This window comes from Desulfovibrio biadhensis (assembly GCF_055388615.1).
In genome coordinates, this window is the sequence record NZ_AP042477.1 from 4,359,637 (window position 1) to 4,381,537 (window position 21,901).

The 21,901-nt window shown below is 52.4% G+C and carries 21 protein-coding genes and 1 tRNA gene; 7 read left to right on the top strand and 15 right to left on the bottom strand.

Features of this window, described 5'->3' with window-relative positions; translation table 11 throughout:
• Window positions 1-8: 8 nt before the first annotated feature.
• The 3 genes from ACZ5EH_RS18910 to ACZ5EH_RS18920 are packed head-to-tail and all read left to right on the top strand — an operon-like array spanning window position 9 to window position 4,322.
• Window positions 9-1,163 carry a tetratricopeptide repeat protein gene (locus tag ACZ5EH_RS18910; RefSeq protein ID WP_464275433.1) on the top strand — a complete coding sequence of 385 codons (1,155 nt, stop codon included), beginning with the start codon at window positions 9-11 and terminating at the stop codon, window positions 1,161-1,163.
• A gap of 52 nt (window positions 1,164-1,215) precedes the next feature.
• Window positions 1,216-3,879: a DNA mismatch repair protein MutS gene (gene mutS, locus ACZ5EH_RS18915; protein ID WP_464275434.1), complete on the top strand. Its 2,664-nt coding sequence runs from the start codon at window positions 1,216-1,218 to the stop codon at window positions 3,877-3,879.
• On the top strand, window positions 3,876-4,322 hold the full coding sequence (locus tag ACZ5EH_RS18920) for a hypothetical protein (RefSeq protein WP_464275435.1): 447 nt from the start codon (window positions 3,876-3,878) through the stop codon (window positions 4,320-4,322). The genes mutS and ACZ5EH_RS18920 overlap by 4 nt, the downstream gene beginning before the upstream one ends.
• A gap of 63 nt (window positions 4,323-4,385) precedes the next feature.
• Here the strand turns inward: ACZ5EH_RS18920 and lolA are convergent, their stop codons facing one another.
• The 4 genes from lolA to ACZ5EH_RS18940 all read right to left on the bottom strand — a co-directional run bounded on the left by lolA (window position 4,386) and on the right by ACZ5EH_RS18940 (window position 8,772).
• Window positions 4,386-5,081, bottom strand: a complete 696-nt coding sequence (lolA, locus tag ACZ5EH_RS18925) for an outer membrane lipoprotein periplasmic chaperone LolA (protein WP_464275436.1) — start codon at window positions 5,079-5,081, stop codon at window positions 4,386-4,388.
• A 232-nt stretch (window positions 5,082-5,313) separates the two neighbouring features.
• On the bottom strand, window positions 5,314-7,677 hold the full coding sequence (locus ACZ5EH_RS18930) for a DNA translocase FtsK (protein ID WP_464278329.1): 2,364 nt from the start codon (window positions 7,675-7,677) through the stop codon (window positions 5,314-5,316).
• A 20-nt stretch (window positions 7,678-7,697) separates the two neighbouring features.
• Complete coding sequence (gene efp, locus ACZ5EH_RS18935; RefSeq protein ID WP_464275437.1) at window positions 7,698-8,255, bottom strand: elongation factor P; 558 nt, start codon at window positions 8,253-8,255, stop codon at window positions 7,698-7,700.
• A gap of 49 nt (window positions 8,256-8,304) precedes the next feature.
• Entirely contained in the window at window positions 8,305-8,772 is a 468-nt protein-coding gene (locus ACZ5EH_RS18940) for a type II 3-dehydroquinate dehydratase (RefSeq protein ID WP_464275438.1), read from the bottom strand.
• Window positions 8,773-8,894: 122 nt separating this feature from the next.
• Between ACZ5EH_RS18940 and yihA the strand changes: the two genes are divergently transcribed.
• Complete coding sequence (gene yihA, locus ACZ5EH_RS18945; protein ID WP_464275439.1) at window positions 8,895-9,491, top strand: ribosome biogenesis GTP-binding protein YihA/YsxC; 597 nt, start codon at window positions 8,895-8,897, stop codon at window positions 9,489-9,491.
• A gap of 8 nt (window positions 9,492-9,499) precedes the next feature.
• On the opposite strand, the gene ACZ5EH_RS18950 is transcribed toward yihA, so the two are convergent.
• From ACZ5EH_RS18950 to ACZ5EH_RS18960, 3 genes are read right to left on the bottom strand one after another with little or no spacing between them, the layout of a single operon-like run.
• Window positions 9,500-10,582 (bottom strand): LptF/LptG family permease, encoded by a 1,083-nt coding sequence (locus ACZ5EH_RS18950; RefSeq protein WP_464275440.1) that lies wholly within the window; start codon window positions 10,580-10,582, stop codon window positions 9,500-9,502.
• Window positions 10,579-11,745 carry an LPS export ABC transporter permease LptF gene (gene lptF / locus ACZ5EH_RS18955; protein ID WP_464275441.1) on the bottom strand — a complete coding sequence of 389 codons (1,167 nt, stop codon included), beginning with the start codon at window positions 11,743-11,745 and terminating at the stop codon, window positions 10,579-10,581. The genes ACZ5EH_RS18950 and lptF overlap by 4 nt, the downstream gene beginning before the upstream one ends.
• 19 nt (window positions 11,746-11,764) lie before the next feature.
• Entirely contained in the window at window positions 11,765-11,950 is a 186-nt protein-coding gene (locus ACZ5EH_RS18960; protein WP_464275442.1) for a hypothetical protein, read from the bottom strand.
• 128 nt (window positions 11,951-12,078) lie between these two features.
• On the opposite strand from ACZ5EH_RS18960, the gene ACZ5EH_RS18965 reads away from it, so the two are divergent.
• From ACZ5EH_RS18965 to ACZ5EH_RS18975, 3 genes are all read left to right on the top strand, one after another.
• Window positions 12,079-12,876, top strand: coding sequence for an undecaprenyl-diphosphate phosphatase (locus ACZ5EH_RS18965; RefSeq protein WP_464275443.1), 798 nt, complete (start codon window positions 12,079-12,081; stop codon window positions 12,874-12,876).
• A gap of 118 nt (window positions 12,877-12,994) precedes the next feature.
• Window positions 12,995-13,071 (top strand) — tRNA-Met (locus tag ACZ5EH_RS18970).
• A gap of 150 nt (window positions 13,072-13,221) precedes the next feature.
• Window positions 13,222-15,393 carry a tetratricopeptide repeat protein gene (locus tag ACZ5EH_RS18975; RefSeq protein WP_464275444.1) on the top strand — a complete coding sequence of 724 codons (2,172 nt, stop codon included), beginning with the start codon at window positions 13,222-13,224 and terminating at the stop codon, window positions 15,391-15,393.
• Between the two features lie 65 nt (window positions 15,394-15,458).
• Here the strand turns inward: ACZ5EH_RS18975 and ACZ5EH_RS18980 are convergent, their stop codons facing one another.
• The 8 genes from ACZ5EH_RS18980 to rpoN all read right to left on the bottom strand — a co-directional run bounded on the left by ACZ5EH_RS18980 (window position 15,459) and on the right by rpoN (window position 21,832).
• Window positions 15,459-16,379 (bottom strand): manganese-dependent inorganic pyrophosphatase, encoded by a 921-nt coding sequence (locus tag ACZ5EH_RS18980; RefSeq protein ID WP_464275445.1) that lies wholly within the window; start codon window positions 16,377-16,379, stop codon window positions 15,459-15,461.
• 226 nt (window positions 16,380-16,605) lie between these two features.
• Entirely contained in the window at window positions 16,606-17,280 is a 675-nt protein-coding gene (locus ACZ5EH_RS18985) for a PTS sugar transporter subunit IIC (protein ID WP_464275446.1), read from the bottom strand.
• Window positions 17,281-17,302: 22 nt separating this feature from the next.
• Complete coding sequence (locus ACZ5EH_RS18990) at window positions 17,303-17,773, bottom strand: PTS sugar transporter subunit IIB (protein ID WP_464275447.1); 471 nt, start codon at window positions 17,771-17,773, stop codon at window positions 17,303-17,305.
• 3 nt (window positions 17,774-17,776) lie between these two features.
• Window positions 17,777-18,214: a PTS sugar transporter subunit IIA gene (locus tag ACZ5EH_RS18995; protein WP_464275448.1), complete on the bottom strand. Its 438-nt coding sequence runs from the start codon at window positions 18,212-18,214 to the stop codon at window positions 17,777-17,779.
• Between the two features lie 187 nt (window positions 18,215-18,401).
• A complete protein-coding gene (rapZ, locus tag ACZ5EH_RS19000) occupies window positions 18,402-19,277 on the bottom strand; it encodes an RNase adapter RapZ (protein WP_464275449.1) in 876 nt (291 codons plus the stop codon).
• A 70-nt stretch (window positions 19,278-19,347) separates the two neighbouring features.
• On the bottom strand, window positions 19,348-19,797 hold the full coding sequence (locus ACZ5EH_RS19005; RefSeq protein ID WP_464275450.1) for a PTS sugar transporter subunit IIA: 450 nt from the start codon (window positions 19,795-19,797) through the stop codon (window positions 19,348-19,350).
• 4 nt (window positions 19,798-19,801) lie between these two features.
• Window positions 19,802-20,362, bottom strand: a complete 561-nt coding sequence (gene hpf / locus ACZ5EH_RS19010; RefSeq protein WP_464275451.1) for a ribosome hibernation-promoting factor, HPF/YfiA family — start codon at window positions 20,360-20,362, stop codon at window positions 19,802-19,804.
• A gap of 48 nt (window positions 20,363-20,410) precedes the next feature.
• Window positions 20,411-21,832 (bottom strand): RNA polymerase factor sigma-54, encoded by a 1,422-nt coding sequence (gene rpoN, locus ACZ5EH_RS19015; protein ID WP_464275452.1) that lies wholly within the window; start codon window positions 21,830-21,832, stop codon window positions 20,411-20,413.
• Between the last annotated feature and the right edge of the window lie 69 nt (window positions 21,833-21,901).

Consider the following 21,901-nt stretch of genomic DNA (forward strand, 5'->3'; position numbering starts at 1 on the left):
GGTCGTACATGCCTCTCTTCAAGTCAGGCCGAGCCGGCAAACGGCAACGTGGCGACGTGACGCAAGCGGGACAACGCATCGAGGACCAGGGTGGCTTCACCCTGGAAGCTCAGGATACCCTTGCGGCGATCAACGAGCTGAGCCAACTCGTCAAAAACAACCCCGACTTGGTTGAAATCTATCTTGCCCTGGGCAACCTGTATCGGGCCCAGGGCGAGATAGAACGCGCCGTGCACATCCGCACCAGCCTGATTCTGCGTCCTGGACTTAACCCCCGCTTCAAGGCGCGCGCCCTTTATGAACTGGGGCGCGACTATAAACGTGGCGGTTTTGTTGACAGGGCCATGGACGCCTTTGACGAGGCGATCAGCCTTGCCGGGCGCGATCACAACATATTGTACGAAGTGGCGAAACTTGCGGCGGCAAGCAATGATTATGAGCGGGCTGCAAAATATTATGCCCAACTTGATAACGAGATTGCCCACGCCTATTACCTGGTTCGCCAGGCGGTAAAGCATTTTGACGCCGGCGATGCGAGCCAGGGGAAAAAAGTGCTGCAAAAGGCACTCAAGGTTTATCCTGGATCCGTGGAAGCTTGGCTTGCCTCTATCATGCACGCTGCTACAACGGGCAATATGAAAAAAGTCGTTCCCTTGATGCAGGAAGCATTTCAAGTTGTTCCGCAAAAGTTGCACTTTGTTATCCTTGATGGGGTTTTGAATGCCATATCGGATGAAAAAGAATTCGACGCGGATACAACTACAAAGGAAGAAATATCCAAATTCAAGGGTGAAGAACTCTGCATTCAGATTGATTCGCTCTTCGGCCATGAAGAACAGGACCTGCTTTTCACCTATTACGGCGCCCTTTTCTATCTGGCCTGCGGCAACCACCGCGATGCCCAGGCATGGCTTGAACGTGCCTTGCTGCTCAATAATGACTTCTGGGCCGCCAGGCTTGACCTGCTCGACCTGACCAAAGAACTACATGATGATCTGTTGCCATCCTTCACCAGTCAGCTTGACTTTTTCACGCAGCAGGCGCGGCAGCTCAAACGTTTTATATGCCGTAGTTGTGGTTTGAAACGCGAACAAACCTTTTTTGTTTGCCCCCGTTGTCAAAGCTGGCATTCCATTGGGTTTCGTCTTACCTTGCACGAATAAGAAGCACGCTCCGCGTCTCTAAAACATTTCCACAGCAACGCAGCTCCCTTACATGCCAGCACAGTCAGAACAAAAGCTCACCCCCATGTTCGAACAGTTCCTTCGCATCAAGGAGGAACATCCCGACGCCCTGCTCTTTTTTCGCATGGGCGATTTTTATGAACTTTTTTTCGAAGATGCAGAGACGGCGGCCAAAGAACTGCAAATAACCCTGACCTGCCGCAACCCCAATGCCGAGACTAAAATCCCCATGTGCGGCGTGCCCCACCATGCCGTGGAAGGATACGTGGGGCAGCTTTTGGAAAAAGGCTACAAGGTTGCCATCTGCGACCAGATGGAAGATCCCAAGCAGGCCAAGGGGTTGGTAAAACGGGCAGTTACAAGGGTGCTTACTCCTGGCACTGTCCTGGAAGACGCAAACCTGCAGGCCAAAGGAAGCAACTTTCTGGCCGCGCTTTTGTGGAACTCAAAAAATGGCGCAGGTGCCTTGGCATGGGTAGAATTTTCCACAGGACAGTTCAGTGGTCTGCAAAGCAAGAAGCAGGAAGAGCTCTGGCAATGGGCAGAAAAACTTGCCCCAAGTGAGCTGTTGGTTCCTGATTCGCTGGAGATTCCGGCGCATCTTGAAAAGCGGCGTGGATTTCTCAACCGGCTTCCCTTCAAGGCATACTTTGACCATGCCGGGGGGAGTGAGCGCCTTTTGAAAGCCCAGGGCGTGGCAAGCCTTGATGTGCTGGACCTGCATAACAAGCGCGAGCTTGTACAAGCCTGCGGCGCCATTCTTTGCTATTTGACCCAGACCCAGAAACGCGACCTTGAGCATTTGAATGCGTTTACCCCCTTGAATCTGGGGCGCCATCTTTTGCTGGATGAGGTAACCGAGCGCAACCTGGAGCTTTTCCGACGTCTGGATGGAAAAACCGGTCCCGGCACCCTCTGGCATGTCATGGACCGTACCCTCACACCCATGGGGGGGCGTTTGTTGCAAGAGCGCCTGCGCCATCCATGGCGTCATCTTGATCCAATCGAGAAAACCTTGGATGCTGTTGCCCATTTTCACCAGCGCAACCAATTCAGGGCAGCTGTCCGTGAACAACTCGACCAGATTTATGACCTTGAACGTCTCTCCACCCGTATTTTTCTGGGGCGGGCAACGCCCAAGGACTTCGTTGCTCTGCGCACCAGCCTAACAGTACTCCCTTTGCTGCGCTCCATGCTTGAGGATTCTGGAGAGGACGAAGACGCCCCCCAAAATGATTTTCCTGCCTTGATTAAGGAAATTCTTGAAAAATGGGATGACCTTTCTGATTTTAAGGATTTGCTTGAAAGCGCTTTGGTTGATTCACCGCCTGTTGTCATCACCGAAGGTGGCCTGTTCAAACAAGGTTTTTCCAAGGAACTTGACGAATGTATCGTGCTCACAGAGCACGGTGAAAACCTGCTCCAGCAGCTTTTGGAAAAGGAACAAGAAAGTTCAGGGCTCAGCAAACTCAAGTTGGGCTTCAACAAGGTATTTGGCTACTATTTTGAGCTTCCGAAATCCCTTGCTGTACAGGCGCCCTATCATTTCAACCGGCGTCAAACTCTGGCAAATTGCGAACGGTATGTCACCGACCAGCTGAAAGAACTGGAAGATCGTATTTTTGCCGCATCAGAACAACGCAAAACCCTTGAATATACATTGTTTCTCGAATTGCGCGAAACAATGGCCAAGGCGCGTCCGAAATTTTTGTTCATGGCGCATGTTCTTGCCGCCCTGGACTACTGGCAGGGGCTGGCAGACGTGGCCCGGCGTTTTGAATGGAATCGCCCTGAACTGCATACAGGATTCGCCCTTGAGATTACGGCTGGCCGTCACCCAGTGGTAGAGGCCGTTCAAGGGGCTGCCGGCTTCATCCCCAACGACTTGAAGCTGGACGAGAACCACAAGCTGCTGCTCATCACCGGACCGAACATGGCTGGTAAGTCCACAGTGCTGCGGCAATCGGCAATCATCACCATAATGGCGCAAATGGGCTCCTTTGTTCCGGCTCAGGAAGCCCGCATTGGTCTGGCCGATCGAATTTTTTCCCGCGTTGGCGCGTCTGACAATCTTGCCCAGGGGCAAAGCACCTTTATGGTGGAAATGACGGAGACTGCTCGAATTTTGCGTCAGGCTTCACGTCACAGCCTTATCATTCTGGATGAAATCGGGCGCGGCACCAGCACGTTCGACGGACTCGCCCTTGCATGGTCCGTGGTTGAAGATTTGGCCGGGCGCAGCGGGGGCATCAGGACTCTTTTCGCCACCCATTATCACGAGTTGACCAGCCTGGAAGGCGTTGTGCCTGGGGTGCGCAATCTGAATATCGCTGTTAAGGAATGGGGGGGCGACATCATTTTTCTGCGGCGGTTGGTGCCCGGCCCGGCAGACCGCAGCTACGGCATCGAGGTTGCAAAACTCGCGGGCGTGCCACGTAGCGTTGTCAAACGCGCTCAAGAATTGCTGCGAGAACTGGAGCAAAAGGCACGCCATGCCAATGAATGCGTGCAACGCATCACAAGTATGCAGACCACTCTTCCCGGCGTAAGCGGCCCTGCTCCTGCTGCAAATGAACCTGATGAAGAAATAGGGCACCCCTTGCTTGACGCCCTGCAAAAAGTCGCGATAGACGAAGTGACACCCATGGAAGCCCTGAACCTTTTGCACAAATGGAAAGAAACCTGGGGGCAATGATGCGCCGTCAATCCGCAATCGCTCTGTTTCTCGTAAGTATTGCCGCAACGCTCCTGTTCGCCTACGGCTGTGGCCGTAAATCCTGGCCTGAACCAATGGCAGAACTCGAGCGCTTTGATTTTACCAAAGTGACTGGCTATCTTGAAAATGGTTGTCTTAAAATCCGCGCTCGAATAAGCGGCAAAGCAGAAAACCTGAAAGGCTTCAGTGTGGAATTGGCCCGCAGTGGTGAGGGGGGTGATTGCCCTACCTGCCCGTTCCATGCACAACAGCGCATAGAAGTGCCATTGAACGCGCCAAACCTGAAGATGGACAAGCGGAGATTGTTGTTAGAACAATGCGGCTTGGAACCAGGGGCAGCCTACCGCTGGCGTCTTGTGGGCTACAGCAGCTACCCGGGACTCAAGCCAACCGAAACAGGGGTCTTTTATACTGAGCCCTGATTGAAACAGAAAATATAAAAAAAAGCCCCTGAAGCCATCAGCAGAAGGTTTCAGGGGCTTTTTTTATTGGGTGATGTCTTTTTCCTGCACACCGAATTGCACCGTGTTGTCAAAGATCTCCACATCAGCAGGTGGAGAAAAATTGAACAGCGTGGTGGGCAGGTCCGGGTTGATTTTGATGTCTTCAAAAATCAACTCGTTTTCATTGCCGTAAAAATCCTGCAGCAAAATACGCTTGACCAGTGCCGTTTCACGCTCCACCCAGATATAGGCCTGCACTAGCTGGGGTTCCGGTTCTTTTGGCGCCAGATTCAATTTGGCCATACCCTGCTCGTCCGGTTCCTCCGTAATCCAAAAATCTTCATCCAAACGTGCTTGCCCGGAGATGAAGCGGATCATGGTTTTGGAGTCGAGCACGGCATCGGTTTCGTATTTGTAGGCGACCTGTTCATCGCTGAAATAATCCCAAACAACGTTTTCGCCTACAATAAGCAATTCTTCTTCTGGTGAGGTGGTTTCCCAACGCACTAGGTTGGGTTTCTTGAAGAAAAACATTCCGTCACGATGCTGCTCCTCACCACTTGCAGTGTTGCGCAGCACTTGCGAGAAATTGGTGTCAAAAGATTGCAGAGATTCGTAGGTTGCCTGAATCTTAGCCACCAGCCCGTCAGCAGCAAAGGCATGTGAAACAAGCACCAGACAGAAAACTATGGCGAGTTGCACCTTAAACCAATACTTCAGAATATGTATGATTCCCATGTATGATCAGCTCCTTGGGAAGATCTGGCTCCCCTTGATGTGTTCAAGGGGGCTCTGCTGTCGTTGCTTATCATAAAACATCTGCAGCTCAATGCAAAAAAAAGGAAAAAACAGTCTATCAAATGCCACTTCTCAATGCATTACTCAGGAATGACGAGACCTTACAAAAAGAACACAGGAAAATAGCAACAAGCTGTTACCCCTAAAGAAATAATACAGCTATTCAGAATGACTAGCGCGGCAGTTCGTCGGGTCCTTTGAGCACTGGGCGTGGCTTGCTGCCATCAGCGGGACCGACAATGCCATCCAGCTCCATTTGCTCAATATACCGTGCAGAACGGTTGAAACCAATGCGGAAACGTCGTTGCAACAAAGAGATAGAGGCCTTGCCCTGGTTCATGACAAAATCCACGGCTTCATTATAAACGCTGTCATTGGCTAGGTCACCGGCAGCTCCGCCCAGGGCGCCCCCTTCACTTTCATCCTGCATGGCCGAAAAATCGAGTTTATAATCAGGTTTTTGTTGCGATTTCCACCAGGAGGCCACCGCCGCTACGTCCTCATCGCTGACAAACGCGCCATGCATGCGTTGCAAACGCCCGCCTCCGGGTTTGAAAAGCATATCACCTTTACCCAGCAGATATTCAGCGCCCACCTGGTCCAAAATAGTACGTGAATCATGCTTGGACGTGACTTGAAAAGAAATGCGGCAAGGAAAGTTGGCTTTGATCAGGCCAGTAACAACATCAACACTGGGGCGCTGGGTAGCCAAAATCATGTGAATGCCGGCAGCGCGGGCAAGCTGGGCCAGACGCACTACACTCATCTCCACCTCTTTTGCCGCGGTCAGCATCAAATCTGCCAGTTCGTCAATGACAATGACCAGGAACGGCATAGGTTCCAGGTCGGCGATTTCCTCTGGCAGGGGCTCATTATCACCATATTTTTCAAGTGTTGCAGCCAGCTTTGTGTTGTACCCCTGGATATTGCGCGCCCCGATTTTGGCCATGGACTGATAACGGGCGTCCATTTCCTGCACGGCCCAATCAAGGGCATTCTTGGCCAGATTCATTTCAGTCACAACGGGATGCACCAGATGCGGCAAGTCTTGATAGACTGAAAGTTCAATACGTTTGGGATCCACCAACAAGAGTTTGAGCTGGTCTGGTCGCGCCTTGAACATGAAAGAGAGGAGTATTGAGTTGAGGCAGACGCTCTTACCCGCACCCGTGGCGCCTGCGACCAAAAGGTGAGGCATCCGTGCCAGGTCGGCCACTTGAGGACGACCTGATATATCCTGCCCCAGCGCGAGGGTCAGCAGAGATTCCGACGACTTGAAATCCTTTGAACCCAAAATTTCACGCAACAGCACGGTCTGGCGCTTCTTGCTCGGAATTTCGATCCCCACGGAGTCTTTGCCGGGAATAGGCGCTTCGATCCTTACAGCGAGGGCTTTGAGCGCCAGGGCAAGATCATCGGACAGACCTGCAATACGGCTGATTTTTACGCCAGGCGCTGGCTTGTATTCGAACATGGTGACGACAGGCCCCGGACTTATGTTCTGGACCTCGCCCATTACATTGAAGTCCGCGAGACAAGACGTAAGGCGTTCGGCCTGGTCCTGCAGCTCTTCCATGGGAGCTTGCTCGCGCCCTCCCTTGGGTTCGGGAAGCAGGTCCAGAGACGGAAGCCCCCCCTTAACAGGTTTCATACGGGGGCGCTTATTGCGTTTGACCCCGGAAAGGTCAGGGCCATCCAGCGGCAACTCAAGGTTTTCCTGCGGAGGAGTATGCAGGGGAACGTCAGCTCTACGCTCCCTCTCTTCTTCCGTAGTGGCAACGGTTGGTGATGTTGCGTCAGCTTCCTGCTCGCGTTTTTTAAGCGCAGGATGGCGTGGTTTGCGCCGGAGCTCCATTCTGTCTGCAGCATCTGCATCATCTGCCTGACCATGCCTTGAAGGGGGGCGAACGCGTTCCTTACGTTCTAGGCGCTGCTGGGCGCGCTCGGCCGAGCGCTGCGCCCACTGGTAGCTCCATTCGTCAAACTTGTTGCGCAGGCGCGCCATGATAGCGCCCCATGTCATTCCTGACATGAGTTGCACTGAACAGACCAGCGCAAAGGACCAGAGGAGAAATCCCCCGGAGGGGCGCAAATAATAGCGCCCGTAATAATAGAGAAAGCGTCCAAGATAGCCGCCACCTGTCACATGTCCGATGGCAATTGATTCCTGCGCCCAGGCGGCGGCCGCCATGCTGCTGCTACAGAGACAAAAAAGAATATACCCCAGCCAGTGCCACCACTGTGTGGGGAGCGGTTGGATAAAACGCTTGAGCCCTGCCACGGCAAAGCCCACCGGAAAGGCAAACGCAACAATACCAAAGGCATCCACAAGCAGACCGCCCAGGTATGCGCCTACCAGTCCAGCGCCGTTTTGCACAACGTGTCCCTTGCTGACCACCTGATTGAAACTGGGGTCTCCCGGATCATAAGTGACCAAGCTGAGCAAGAGAAACAGGGCCCAGAATATGAGCATGAGCCCGAAGAGCTCGCGGTAGAGCTTGCCGGATTCCGTAACGTACTCCTTGGATTGCGTCAGAAACTATTCTTTTATTTTAACTATTCGCGGCCGAGGTAATCACCGGAGCGGGTGTCGACCTTGATGTTGTCACCAATATTAATAAACAAAGGAACGTTGACTGTCAGGCCGGTTTCCAGGACTGCAGGCTTGGTGACGTTACTGACGGTGTCTCCCTTGGCGCCGGGCTCGGTATCCACAACCTCCAGAACAACGGAAGCGGCGATTTCCACATCCATGGGATTCCCGTTGTAAAGAAGGACCTTGGCTTCCTGCCCGTCTTTCAGATAACCACCTTTGCCACCGGTGCTCTCTTCAGCGATGTGCATTTGCTCATAGGTGGTCATGTCCATGAACACAAAATCCTCACCCTCTTTGTAGAGGTACTGCATGGTCCTGGTTTCCATATCCGGCTTGCTAACCTTTTCACCGGAACGGAAGGTTTGCTCAGTAATGCGACCATTGAGCATATTGCGCAGCTTGGTCCGAACGAAAGCGCCCCCTTTGCCTGGCTTCACGTGTTGAAACTCCACGATTTCGTATGGGGTGCCGTCGATCTCGATCTTGAGGCCGCGCTTAAAATTCGTGGTCGAAAGCATTTGATATTCCTTTTTTTGTGTAAAAGTTAAAGCGAAACTTTAGCTAGTGTCAAGCCGTCATAACTGGGCCGCCCAGGTGACTCCAGAGCGCCTGCACCGCAAGCCCATAGCTCATGATGCCGAATCCGGCAATGACTCCGATGACGTGTTTTCCGATGTAACTTTGGTGGCGTATGGGCTCAGGCCGCGCCCAGACATTGGATAAATGCACCTCTACCGTGGGGATGCCGATCCAGGCAAGGCAATCCGCCAAGGCCAGGCTGGTGTGGGTGTATGCGCCCGCATTCAGCACAATACCATGCATTCCATTCTTGCGAGCCAGTTCAAGGCGATCGATGATGGCCCCTTCACTGTTGGACTGGAAATGGGTCAGCATGACATCCTTGCTATGCTGTCCTAAAAGTTGCTCCACCACCCCTTGCAGAGCATCCATGCCTTGGTTACCGTATATTTCAGGCTGACGCTCGCCAAGGGCTCCCAGATTGGGGCCATTCACAACAAGAATTTCATAAGGCATGTTCTTCTCCTTTTAATCCTGGCGCCCTATGGGCATGCTCCAGCCAATGCGGCAGAAGACAACATGGTGCCCATGCGCCGCGCTTGTCAAGCCTCTCTATTACCCTTACCAATATTGACAATATGAACGATACGAATACTCCCCAACTGACCATTGAGGCAACAATCTTCACCATCAAGCAACTCGAAGACATGCCTCTGGGTGCTCAAGTGGCCATGGCCGGACGCTCCAACGTGGGCAAGTCCTCGCTTATCAACTGTCTGGCAGCGCGCAAGAAGGGGCTGGCAAAAATCAGCGCCACCCCGGGCAAAACGCGCAGTCTGAACTTTTACAAAGTGGGGCAGGAAAACTTGCACCTTGTGGACCTGCCGGGCTACGGATATGCGCGCTGTTCTAAAAGCGAGAGGGAGCACTGGGCCAAACTTGTAGACCGCTATATAAAACTGACGGGCGACCAACTGCGCGCGGTGGCTGTTCTGCTTGACTGCCGCCTGGATCCACAGCGGCTGGACCGTGAACTGACCGCTTATCTCTCCAACCAAGGGAAACGCATCATTCCCGTTTTGACCAAGGCCGACAAGTGCAAACAATCGGAGCGCTCGGCTAGTGTCAAAAATTGGAAAGCATTGTTACCCGGGAGCGCGCCGCTTTTGTTCTCAAGCAAAACCGGCCAAGGACGCAGCGAACTTTGGCAACGTATTCTGGAATACGCGGAGTAGTGCGCCCTTTACACGGCCCGCGTCCTGCCATGCCAAACCAAGCGTAAGGCGGCGGCAGCGCAAAACAGGGCGTTGCCGCTCCAGGCTGCGATTGCCGGCGGCAGAAACCCCTTCTGCCCCATGGAAACGCAGACCATGGTCAGTCCGTAATAGGTAAACGTCAGTACTAGGCCACTGAGCACACTCAAGTACATATTTGACGTTACAGTACACAATGCAACGGCAATAAGCCCCATCACCAATAGTGAAAATGCATATGACACCTTCATGTGCCAAACCGTTCGCAACGCCTCAACATTACTGCCCGAAGCGCCGAGCTCGTCGATAACATGCCCCAATTGCCATAGTGGCAGCTGTGTGGGATCGCGATGGGGGTCCATGGCGACAAAAGCGGTCAAGTCCTGCTTCAGGGGCAACTCCAGTTCGTCGTGCTGTTGCACCACGAAACCGGCGGGGTCCAGAACCTCTGCTTGCTCAAGAACCCATCCATTTGTACTTCCTGAAAATGAATTCGCCTTGATAATACGCTCCCATTCCATGCCAGCATCACCCAGGACGTAGATTGTAATCCCTTTCCCTATTTGTTTTGATGGAATGGTGTGATCGAGCTTGACCACATAGCGCCCTTCTTTGAACCACACATTCTGCAACTCACGCCTGTCCATTTGGGTTTTGCGTACTTCTTCCTTCCATATCCGCCCTGCTTCGCGCTCCCCGTATACGCCTACCAATTGGGAAAAAGCCAGCTGCACAAGACAAAAGAGAAGACTGTAAAGCACGAAAAAACGCACCAGCTTGGAAAAAGCCACGCCTCCTGCCTGCAAGGCCATCAGTTCTCTACTGCGAGCCATGAACCCCAGTTGCAGCAGCAACGCGAGCAAAAACACTGCGGGCAAAATCTGCGAAACAATCAGCGGCAGTTTGACCACAAAATAGGTGAGAATATGTCCGGCACTGACGTCTGCCTCCAAAAAATCATCCAGGCGGTCGAACAGGTCGGCCAATAGATAGACCCCCGTGCCCAAGCCCAGACAGGCAGCCAATAAAACGGCATTCTGGCGCAACAGATAGCGCTGCAGCAGCGTCATCATTCAACCGCCTTTTTGTGTTGCAGCCCGTGGCGCAGACGCTCCATGATATTCAGGCTGCGCTCCTCTCCCGCCATACGAATGCCTATGCCTCCCAAAAGTAGAAAGATCACATTGGGAAGCCATAGTCCCACGACGGGAGGCAATGTTCCGGCCTCCCCAAGGCTGAGCCCAAGGGAAAGCAGCGTATAATAGGCGAGAAAAAAGCCAAGCGCCAAAAAGAAACCGAGTTGTCGCCGGAGTCCTTCAAAGGCACAGGCAAGCGGCAGTGCAAAAAGCCCAAGCACCAGACAAGCGGAGGGAAACACCCAACGTTTGTGCACTTCAACCTGAACTTTGCGATAGTAATTGTCGTCGTGCCCTTGCTCTTGTACCTGTTCACGATTGATCGAGGACAGGCGTTTCCAGGACATCTCCTTGGGTTTCTGCTCGTCTATGTCGAAATCCCGTAAAATTTTGGTAAGGTCCAATCGCACCTGATAATTATCAAAACGCAACACACTCACACGCTCGCCTTCCTGCTGGTAAATGCGTCCATCTTGGAGGGCGATGATCATCTGCCCTCTCCCAGGTACGCTTTTCAACAGCCCTACGGGAGCCAGAATGGTAACCGTTGCGGTTTCCTGGGTTCTGTCCTCAACAATGATGTGCTCAAGCAAACCATTGTGCATATCCACGGTGCGGGCATATAGCATGAGGTTAGGAAAATCCTGGTTAAATACGCCGGGTTGCAGCATGAGGCGGGTTTTGCTGCGGGCGTAGTCTATCATGGTATCGCGAAACTGCCCCATGCCCCAGGAAAGCCCATAAAGCGAAGTAAAGAGCGTAAGCAGTGCACATGCCAGACAAAAGGCAGCTGTGGCGGGTAACAAACGGTAAATGCTGACGCCGCCGGATTTCAAGGCCAGGAGTTCATTGTCTGAGCTCATACGTAAAAAGGTAAGAAAAACAGCCAGCATGCAGGCCACTGGCACGATCAGCAGCATGAAAAACGGGCTGAGATAGAAAAAAAGCAGAATAACGTCTATAAGGCTCAGCCCCAGTGTCATGATGAGTTCACGCAGTTGCAGAATGCGTCCCAACAAAACAAGGGAGAGCAAAGAGGCAAGACAGATGGCGAACAGTGTCGTCATCTCTGCCAGCAGTCTTCTGTGCAGCAGTTTCACAATATATCTTCAGCAGTTATTAGTTATCTTCTGGTTGCGACTTGAAAAGGGAACGCAAATACTCACATTGAGCCGGCCCTAGATTAAAACGCATGGCGGCGTCATCTAAAGCCTTGTCCAAGCTCTGCTCACCACTCTTGAGCATGGCGTCAATGTGGCGTACGGCCTTGCGCAATAATTCATCGTCCGGCATGATAGTCGTCATTTTTTGCATCCTCCCGGCCATAACGGCCGTGCTTGTCCCGCGGCTTTACACCATAACCCCTTGCGCTTGCAACGTTGCTTCGGCTGGCATACAAGGCGGCGTTCCTAACTTTTTTTCCGGAGAACAGCATGTACGAACTGTTTGCCGCACTTGTACTGGGCATAGTCGAAGGCCTGACGGAATTTCTTCCCATTTCTTCCACCGGACACCTCATCCTGACTGGCGACCTCCTGGGCATGACAGGCCCAAAGGTGGAGACCTTTGAAATAGTCATTCAACTCGGTGCAATATTGGCTGTTGTCGTCATTTATAAAGAACGATTTCTTTCACTGGTGCGCCCGCAAGCAGGATACAGATTCGCGGGGGTGCGCGGCTTATGGTACCTGTTTCTCACGTGTTTGCCCGCAAGTGTCGTTGGCCTGCTCGCGCATGACGCAATCAAGGAAAAGCTGTTTGCGCCAGTGCCTGTGGCGTGGGCCCTTGGCGTGGGCGCTCTGGCCATTTTTGTTGTGGAAGCACTGCCAAGAAAGCCCAAGGCGCACACGCTGGATGACATGAATGCAAAACTTGCCCTTGGTGTTGGCCTTTTTCAATGTCTCTCCCTCTGGCCTGGATTCTCCCGCTCCGCTTCCACCATAATGGGGGGTATGCTTCTGGGCGCCGAGCGGATGCTGGCGGCAGAGTACTCCTTTATTTCGGCAGTGCCCATCATGTTTGCAGCAACGGGGTATGACCTGCTCAAAAGCATGGATTACCTCAGTGCCGGAGACATTCCCTTTTTCGCAGTGGGATTCGTTGTATCCTTTTTTGCCGCCTGGATTGCCGTAAAAGGTTTTATCAGCCTTCTGGGGCGCTGGACACTACGTCCCTTCGCCGTATATCGGCTAATTCTTGCTGCACTGGTGCTTTGGGTCTGGCAAGGTTAAACTTTTTTTTACCGGTTGCGCAGATGGTTGTTTTTTCAATCAGTTTTTTACTTGCATTTTTTTTCCGCTTTGCGTAAGGTCCCTTTCTTCGTGACGGGGGGTCTCCCCCACAGCGTACGGCGAGGTAGCTCAGGTGGTTAGAGCATGCGGCTCATATCCGCAGTGTCGGGGGTTCAAGTCCCTCCCTCGCTACCAATAAAATTCAGGGTTTCGGCAAATGTCGAAACCCTTTTTTTATTGTTTAAAAAGCACTGTTCGTAAAAGCAGCATAGACGCCATGTGATTTAATTCACATCTGCCAGAAAATTTCCCACAGCGCAGGTATCCTTGCCTTGAAGAGATGTTTTGGTCTACTTCCTAGCCATGTCCATAACCCCACTGTTACAAAATGGTCTGGCTCTCTTACGCGATGGCAACCCTGCCGCTGCTCGCAAGCTCCTGGAAAAAGCAGTCGCCTTGGTCCCGGAAAATGGCGACGCGCAGTTTATGCTTGGTTTGGCCTGTGAAGCAACGGGCGATTCCGAGGCCGCCCTGGACGCCTATCGCAAGGCACTGGATCACACCCCTAATAATGCCGAAGCCGCTCTTAGTCTGGGGCTCTTGGAAAGAGCGGTCGGCAACTTGGCTGCCGCTGCAAAGGCCCTGCAGCTGGCAACACAGCTTTTACCCGAAGCTCCTGCCCCTCTGAATGCTCTGGCGATAGTGCTCTTAGAAATGGGGCGGCCAGAGCAGGCCAGCGAACTGCATACCCAGGCATTCCGGCTGGCAGGTGGCGCTTCGCCAGAAGATGCGGCCGCTGCGCTTGATGGGCTGGGGAACTGCGCCCTTGCGATGGGGCGCTTTCCCGATGCAATCGCCGCCTATCGACAGTCCTTGAATCTGCAGCCTGAAGCCGCCCAGACCTGGAGCAATCTGGCTGTGGCGCATAAAAACGCCGGAGAACTGGAGCAGGCCTTCCAGGCATATGACAGGGCACTACAAATCACCCCCGGTGATCCTGCAACGCTATGTAATCTGGCCAATGCCTGGCAGGCTTATGGCGACATGGAGCACTGCCGCGAATGTTTTTCTCAGGCGCTTACCGTGGCGCAGCAAGATACTGCCGCCTGGTTGCAGGCATTATGGGGCAGCACATTTGCCCGCCTCTCCATTGTGCATTCAGACGAACAATCCATGCTTGCCGAGCGAACCGCATATGAGCAGGCCCTTGCCCGATTGGAAACCGCCCTTCCTGCTGCAAAGAAAGAAGCGTTGCAGGCCGTTTCTCCAGTTGTCGGTGCCAATCAACCTTTTTATCTCACGTATCAGGGGCTGAATGACCGCCCTCTTCAAAAACGCTATGGCGTACTGGCGCACAGGGTCATGGCTGCGAGGCACCCCGAATTCGCCACCCCCCTGACTGCCAGCGCTCCCAAGGAGCGCATACGCGTCGGTATTGTCTGTGGCTTCATGCACGAGCACTCCGTGTGGAAGATTCCCACAAAGGGGTGGACCAAGGCACTGGACAGAGAGCGTTTTGAAGTTTTTGGTTATTCCACCGGGGTAAAACAGGACCATTGCAGTGAGGACGCACGCAGAAGCTTTGATGTTCTGCGGCATGAGCCCCATGACTTTGAAGCCATCTGCCGGGCTATTCGTGACGACAGGGTGGACGCCTTGCTCTTTCCGGAAGTGGGCATGGATCCGACGACAGCCAGGCTTGCAGCGTTGCGACTTGCCCCTGTCCAGGCCGTTTCTTTGGGGCACCCCATGACCACAGGGCTGCCGACCATGGATTATTTTCTTTCCAGTGAACTCATGGAGCCGGATAACGCTCAAGATTGGTACAGTGAGGAGCTTGTCCCTCTGCCGAACCTCGGGGTTTGCTACTCCCCCTTGCGCGACCATGGGCAAAGCATGTCCCCAAGTGATTTTGGACTGCCAGAAAAGGGGCGTGTGTTGTTTTTTTGCCCCCAGACATTGCCCAAGTATTTGCCGCAATATGACTTTGTTTTTGCCGAAATTGCGGCGCGTGTTCCGGAAAGTCTGTTCGTGTTTCTTGCAGATGCGCATATGCTGGCCGCCAACAATATGCTGCACCAGCGAATTGCCCGGGAGTTTACGGCGCGAGGCCTGGATCCTGAACACTTTCTGGCGTTACTTCCCCATCAGGGGCGGGAAGGCTATTTAAACCTCAATCATATTTGCGACATATTTTTGGACAGCATTGGCTGGAGCGGATTCAATACGGCAATGGAAGCCGCCACCTGTGGCTTACCGATTATTTCTTGCCCTACCGGCGGCATGCGGGGGCGCCATACCCAGGCTGTCCTGCGCATGTTGGGACACGAGGATTGTCTTGCAAGTAACCTTCCCGAATATGTTGCCATGGCCGTCCGGCTGGTTTCCGATGCTACTGCCCGCCAGGCCTTACGACAGCGGACATTGGAAAACCGACACAGATTGTTTGATGATCTTGAGGCAATACGAGGTTTGGAAAGATTTATTGAGCAAGCAGTCGAAAAACCTGCATCTTGAAAAAGAAAATGCCCGGCACGGTTTCCCGCGCCAGGCATTGAAATGCACTCTATGAAAGGCTCAGCTTATTTGCCGAAAGCCTTTTCAAAGTTGGGAACAACCTGCTTTTTGCGGCTCATCACGCCATCCAGCCACACGCTCTTGTCGCCGCCCTTGCCGAAAGCCTTCTCAACAACGGAAGGATCGTCAGAAACGATCAACAGTTCGGTGCCTTCCTTCATGATGTCGGTAAGCATCAGGAACACGCTGTGGCGGCCTTCAGCCTTGACCTTGCCGATTTCGGCGTAGAGGTCTTCCTTGACGGGATCCAGGATGCCCAGATCAACAACTTCGAGCTGGCCGATGCCGACCTTGCTGCCAGCCATGTCGAAGTCCTTGTAGTCACGGAAAACCAGGTCGCGGATCGGGGTGCCTTCAACAGCGCTCTTGACCTTGAACATCTCAAGGCCGAGGGCCATGTAGTCGGAAACCTCAGCGATCTTGGCCAAGGCTTCAACAGCAGCCTTGTCGGCGTCAGTGCAGGTGGGGGACTTGAACATGACGGTGTCGCTCAGGATGGCGCACATCATGCCACCGGCGATGCCCTTGGGGATCTCGACGCCAGCGAACTTGTAGATATTGTAAATGATGGTGCAGGTGCAGCCTACAGGCCAAACCCACATTTCCAAAGGATTGGAGGTGGTGACGTCGCCCAGCTTGTGGTGGTCGACGATGCCTACGATCTCGGCTTCCTTCAGATCGTCAGGGCTCTGAGCCAAGTCGGAATGGTCGACCAGCATAACTTTTTCGCCGGCGAAAGAGGTCTTGACTTCAGGAGCAGCCAGACCAAACTTGTCCAGCACGAACTTGCTTTCGGGGTTCACGTCGCCCTGAGCAACAGCCTTGCAATCCATGCCTTGGTACTTGCTGAAAACATCAGCAACAGCAATAGCAGAGATGATGGTGTCGGTATCCGGATTCTTGTGACCAAATACGTAAACGGACATAAAGCCTCCTCCAAAATGTTGTGATTTATCCTCGGTTTCAATCGCGATTCGCATGGTTGCCGGACCCAAGCTCCGGTCCACCTATAAATTCGCGTGCCTTTGATCTGTTTCTGTCAAGGCTTGCGCCAAATAGCACAATCTGCAGATACTGCCAAGCATTTTCCTGACCACTTCTAGGCTCACGGCCATCTTGCACCGTTCTGAGAAGCGTTAAAACTTAGCAGTTTCAAAGGATGCTGATGAGAGCGAGCAGGACTACGCCGCAGGCGACAATTATATACGATCGCTTGACACGTAACGCCAGTAAGCCGCCGATAGCTGCAAGAAACCATAGATGCGCCCAGCCAAGGGGCAGGTCCAGCATGGCGGCTTTGTCATCCAGACCAAGCAGGAGCAGGATTCCAAGAATCGCCAAAAGACCGAGGGTGAACAGCGCGAGGTTTAGTGCAACCAGTTGCACCAGGGAAAAGAGTACAAGGCGTTCTGGTTTATGTGGATGCCGCCGATGGCCCGGCATGCGCGACCAGTGCAAGAGGGAATTATATCCGCCATCCTGCCAGCGACGTTGCTGGTATTCAAGCTTGGCGCCCAACACGGCCATGGGCATGGTTAATACCAGCGGATAGACAATCTCTCCTGGTTGTGAAAGTTTGAAATATTCACACAGACTGAGACAAAGGAACGTGCTCAGAACACTATTTGGGGGAATATAAGTGCCAGCCGGAATCTGATCCAGCCAGAAAAGCTCAAAAAACACGCCGACTGCAACAGGCGTGCTGAAATCTCCGGTGCAGGCGCCCCATATCAATCCAACAGCCAGGGGGCGCTCCAGAATCCCGATATTCAGTGCGAAACGGAAAAGGGAAAAAACCGCAAAAAAAAACTGATGGCAAGAAGCCAAAAGGGATCAGGCAAATTATGCATCACCATGGCAGCTTTACCTGAATATTTTCCGAAGGGATACAGCGGAAATCAAGTTCTACGCCATGATCCTGGAAATACTCGAGACAGTCCGTATCCGCAGAAGAAAGCGCAACATGGGCGCAGAGTTGTTTTTTTCCGGGGCCATAGTGGAGATTCCCCACATTGATCAAACCAAAATCCAGACCGGCGTCATAGGCTTTTCTGGCGTCAAGACAATTGGCGAAAAGCACAAGCACGTCTGATTTCCCTACTCTGAGCTTCAGCTTTTGCAGGAAGTCGGCAACCTCTTCTACAGAAACAAAGTTGGCCTTAACGCCGTGGGGAATGGCCAGAGACATTATATCTTGCTGCACAACGTCTTTCGCCAGTTCGTTGTTAGCCACTACCAGCCTCTTGGCATTGGTGAAGGGTATCCAGGTTTCGATAACCTGCCCGTGCACTAATCTGTTGTCAATCCTGGTCCAAAACATCTGCTATTGATCCTTGACCTTGCTACGCAAAATTTCGCCAGCAACGACAATACCTTTCACCCCAGCTTCTCTGGCTGCATTGGCCATGTTTTCCAATGATTCAGTCCGGGAGTTGAGAACCTTGAGCAGCATGGGCAGGTTGACGCCTGTAACGACTTCGAGCTTTTGCCCCCCAAGTAGTGAAAGACTCAAATTCGTCGGCGTGCCGCCAAACATGTCTGTGAGAATCATCACACCAACGCCGGTGTTGCATTGCTCAACGCATTTTTTCAGGCTCTTGACGGTTTCCTCTACATTCTTGGAAACATCGACACTCACAGACATGCACCCGTCTTGCGGGCCGAGGATCATTTCTGCAGCCTTCAACAACCAGGCTCCGTATTCTGTATGCGTCACGAGGACGACGCCAAGCTTCTTTTCCTGTTCGCTATTATTACTCATCCGATTGGCACCTTATCTAGCGTGATGTCCACACAATGCATCTGCTTGCGTTTTCCCTTTCCACCCAACTGTTAGGACGTGTGGGTACATCGCATGCATACATAATAGGGAAAACCCGCCAGTGCCGCAATGCAACGTCTTACGGCACTCGCGTTCTCTTTGAATCGGGGGGAGACTACACTACAGCCTAGCCCAGGTCCAGATGCCTGTGTTCGATGGAAACCGAGTACCCTTTCTGCTTTATGGAGGCAAAAACCTTTTCGGCAACAGCGACAGAACGATGGCGCCCGCCAGTACAACCAATGCCCAGGGTCAGTCGGTAGCGACCTTCAACTTGATAAAGTGGCAGCACGTAATGCAAAAAATCCAAGAATTTACGCAAAAATTCCTTACCCGGCTCCCCATCGAGCACATAGGATGCAACTTCTGGATCCTTGCCGCTCAATTCACGAAGACTATCCTCGAAATAAGGGTTGGGTAAAAAACGCAAATCAAAAACCAAATCCGCTTCCGAAGGTGGGGCGTACTTGAAGCCAAAAGTAACGATATGAATGCGCATACCAGTGGAAGGCGCTTCCAGGCTGCTCCATTTTTCCTGAATGGCACGGCGAAGATCGTGGATAGAGTATAGCGAGGTGTCCAGCACAAGTGCGGCTTTACGTCGCAGGGGCAACAGAAGATCGCGTTCAAACTCAATAGCCTGCTCCAACCCTAAATCTGTTCCTTCCATAGGGTGCGGGCGTCTGGTGGTAGCGTAGCGACGGACAAGAACTTCTGTACGCGCCTCCACAAAAACTATTTGTGGCTTGGCGCCATGGGCTTCAATTTCTTCAAGCGCCTGGTTCCAGTCGCCCAGATATTTTCTGTGGCGCACATCAACACCGAGAACAAGGCCCTTCACATCAAGATTATCTTGCCCGGAAAACAGCCCAACAAGCTTGGGCGCCATGCTTGCCGGAACCCCGTCCACGGTGAAGAAGCCGAGATCTTCAAAGACGTTCAAGGCCGTACTTTTACCAGCGCCGGAAAGCCCGGTGACAATGAGCAGCGGATAGGCGTGCACGAGACATTCCCCTCTTCTCTGCAATGGTAATAAAAAAAGGCTGCCGCAGAAGCGACAGCCTTGATTTTGGTTAGGTCTGCGAGAGCAAATCCCAGAGCGTATCTTTATCCTCACAGGCCATGAATGATGCCCGGAAGGACTCATCCTTGAGCAGCCTGGAGATATGCGCCAGGATGCGAAGATGGATGCCGGCGACCTGTTCGGGCGCCAGCACCAGGAAAAAAACATTGCACAGTTTGAAATCAAGAGCTTCGAAGTCCACACCCTCTGGGCTGCGTCCTACCACAAGAATGATATCATCGAGGCTCTCCAGCTTGCCGTGGGGAATGGCCACGCCATCGCCGATACCAGTAGTGCCGAGATATTCCCGTTCCAGCAGAACCTTGTGTGCTTTTTCCGTATCAAACCCTGGGATTTTATGCCCTATGGGTTCCACAAGCTCAGCCAGGACTTCAGATTTCGTCTTGGCCTTCAGATCAGGCAGCACCAGTTCTTTGTCCAGATAATCCCCTAATTTCATGAGACTAAAACCCCGGATCAATGAGGCCGAAATCGTTGTTCTTGCGGCGATAAATGACGTTCACTCGTTCGGTCTCAGCATTGAGGAACACCAGAAACTCATAATTAAGGTTGTCGAGCTGCATGGCGGCTTCGTCAACATTCATTGGCTTGGGCTCGTAGTCGTCGCGGGAGACGATAGTCCGTTCACGTTGCCCCCCTTCGCCTTCGGAAAAGGAAATATATTCCATCCGGACAGGCTGGGGAGTTTTTCCGCCACCTTTGCCCCGACGATGATCCTTGCTCTTTTCCCGGACTTTGCGCAGTTGCGCTTCAACCTTGTCCAGAACCAGGTCAATGGTGGAATACATGTCTTCGGATTCCTCGTTGGCAGTAATGTGCAACTGCCCGGAGGTGATGACGACCTCTGCTTTGTGCCGAAATTTGTCAACGAGCATAGTCACGTTCACTTCAGTGATCTGCTCCTGGTTGCTCAAAAATTTCAGTATTTTCTCAAAACGTCTGCGAGCATACTTCTTAAGATGCTCAGACGGTTCGAATTGTTTGAAGAAAAAGTTGATGTTCATACTATATCCTCCTTGGTCTCATAATCTCGCTACCTGTGGATGGCGGACTTAAAAGGCTTCCTTGCGCTTGGAAGACGACTCGATATTCAAAGCGGTTCGGTATTTTGCAACGGTACGGCGGGCAATGTTGACCTGCAGCTTGTCTTTGAGGATTTCGGCAATGCGTTCGTCGCTCAAAGGTTTTTTGGGGTTTTCTTCCCCTATGAGCTGCTTGATGGTGGCCTTGACACTTTCAGAACCCACCTGGCTGCCATCATCCATCCCCAGTCCACTGTTAAAGAAAAACTTGAGCTCGAAAATACCATGGGGAGTAGCCACGTACTTGCTTGTCGTGATCCGGCTCACCGTGGATTCGTGCATGCCAATGTCCTCGGCAACATCTTTAAGTATCAGAGGCTTGAGCCGGGTGACGCCTTGTTCAAAGAACTCACGCTGATACTTTACTATGCTCTCTGTTACTTTATAAAGCGTCCGCTGGCGCTGATAAAGGCTTTTCATCAGCCACATGGCGGAACGCATTTTTTCCTGCATGTAGTCCTTGTCTTTGGAAGGACCTTGCAAGTTGTCCATATAATAAGAATTAAGCTGGAGCTTTGGCAGTCCGTCTTCATTGAGAAGGATATGGAAATCGTCGCCAAATCTATATACGTACACATCCGGGCTTACGTAAAACGGTTCACCAGTGCCAAAGCTCGCCCCTGGCATGGGATTGAGCTGTTGCAACTGTTCCAGATAATTTTTTATGTCCTCCATGCTGATTTTAAACTTACGGCACAGAGGTTTGTAGCGCTTTTTTTCCAGATCTTCGAGATGTTCTTTAACCAACTCCACAAGAACGGGATCATCATCCATACCGAAGGAATGGAGTTGTACCAAAAGGCATTCCTGAGGGGTGCGTGCGGCAACACCTACAGGATCAAAAGTTTGCATCTCAAGGATGACTTTTTCCACAACTTCGGGATCGGCGTTCGACATTGCCGCAATATCTTCCGCAGAGGCCTGAAGATACCCGTTTGTGTCCAGGTTCCCGATGACAACTTCGCCGATTTCTTTCTCTTTTTCACTCAGATCAGAAAGCCGTAATTGCCACTCGAGATGACCGTCAAGGGAGGGTCTTACTGCGTAGCGTCCTTCAAGGGAAAGCTGATCTTCAGGAGATTCCGACTCACGCATTTGCATTTGACGGGAGCTACTTGAAAATTCTCCAAGGTAGTCTTCCCAGTCGGCATTGCGGATGATTTCTTCCTGGCTGGACGACGGCGCATCTGGACGAATCTCTTCCGAAACGGCCTTCTCTCTCCCCTCGTCCTCGTAATGTTCTTCGAGGAAAGGGTTTTCCATCAGCTCTTGTTGCACTGTGTCCAACAATTCGAGACGGGAAAGTTGCAGCAGCTTGATCGCCTGCTGCAACTGGGGCGTCATGACGAGTTGCTGTGTGAGCTTGAGCTGTTGTCTGAGTTCGAGAGCCATAGGCAAATGCCGTTTTCGGCGAGTATAAGGGTTAAACCAACAAAAACCGCCCTATTCCGCCCCCCAACG

Coding starts and splice junctions, on each gene's coding strand:
- ACZ5EH_RS18910 (WP_464275433.1), top strand. CDS start 9: ATGCCTCTCTTCAAGTCAGGCCGAGCCGGCAAACGGCAACGTGGCGAC.
- mutS (WP_464275434.1), top strand. CDS start 1,216: ATGCCAGCACAGTCAGAACAAAAGCTCACCCCCATGTTCGAACAGTTC.
- ACZ5EH_RS18920 (WP_464275435.1), top strand. CDS start 3,876: ATGATGCGCCGTCAATCCGCAATCGCTCTGTTTCTCGTAAGTATTGCC.
- lolA (WP_464275436.1), bottom strand. CDS start 5,081: ATGGGAATCATACATATTCTGAAGTATTGGTTTAAGGTGCAACTCGCC.
- efp (WP_464275437.1), bottom strand. CDS start 8,255: ATGCTTTCGACCACGAATTTTAAGCGCGGCCTCAAGATCGAGATCGAC.
- ACZ5EH_RS18940 (WP_464275438.1), bottom strand. CDS start 8,772: ATGCCTTATGAAATTCTTGTTGTGAATGGCCCCAATCTGGGAGCCCTT.
- yihA (WP_464275439.1), top strand. CDS start 8,895: ATGAACGATACGAATACTCCCCAACTGACCATTGAGGCAACAATCTTC.
- ACZ5EH_RS18950 (WP_464275440.1), bottom strand. CDS start 10,582: ATGATGACGCTGCTGCAGCGCTATCTGTTGCGCCAGAATGCCGTTTTA.
- ACZ5EH_RS18960 (WP_464275442.1), bottom strand. CDS start 11,950: ATGACGACTATCATGCCGGACGATGAATTATTGCGCAAGGCCGTACGC.
- ACZ5EH_RS18965 (WP_464275443.1), top strand. CDS start 12,079: ATGTACGAACTGTTTGCCGCACTTGTACTGGGCATAGTCGAAGGCCTG.
- ACZ5EH_RS18980 (WP_464275445.1), bottom strand. CDS start 16,379: ATGTCCGTTTACGTATTTGGTCACAAGAATCCGGATACCGACACCATC.
- ACZ5EH_RS18990 (WP_464275447.1), bottom strand. CDS start 17,773: ATGTTTTGGACCAGGATTGACAACAGATTAGTGCACGGGCAGGTTATC.
- ACZ5EH_RS18995 (WP_464275448.1), bottom strand. CDS start 18,214: ATGAGTAATAATAGCGAACAGGAAAAGAAGCTTGGCGTCGTCCTCGTG.
- ACZ5EH_RS19005 (WP_464275450.1), bottom strand. CDS start 19,797: ATGAAATTAGGGGATTATCTGGACAAAGAACTGGTGCTGCCTGATCTG.
- hpf (WP_464275451.1), bottom strand. CDS start 20,362: ATGAACATCAACTTTTTCTTCAAACAATTCGAACCGTCTGAGCATCTT.
- rpoN (WP_464275452.1), bottom strand. CDS start 21,832: ATGGCTCTCGAACTCAGACAACAGCTCAAGCTCACACAGCAACTCGTC.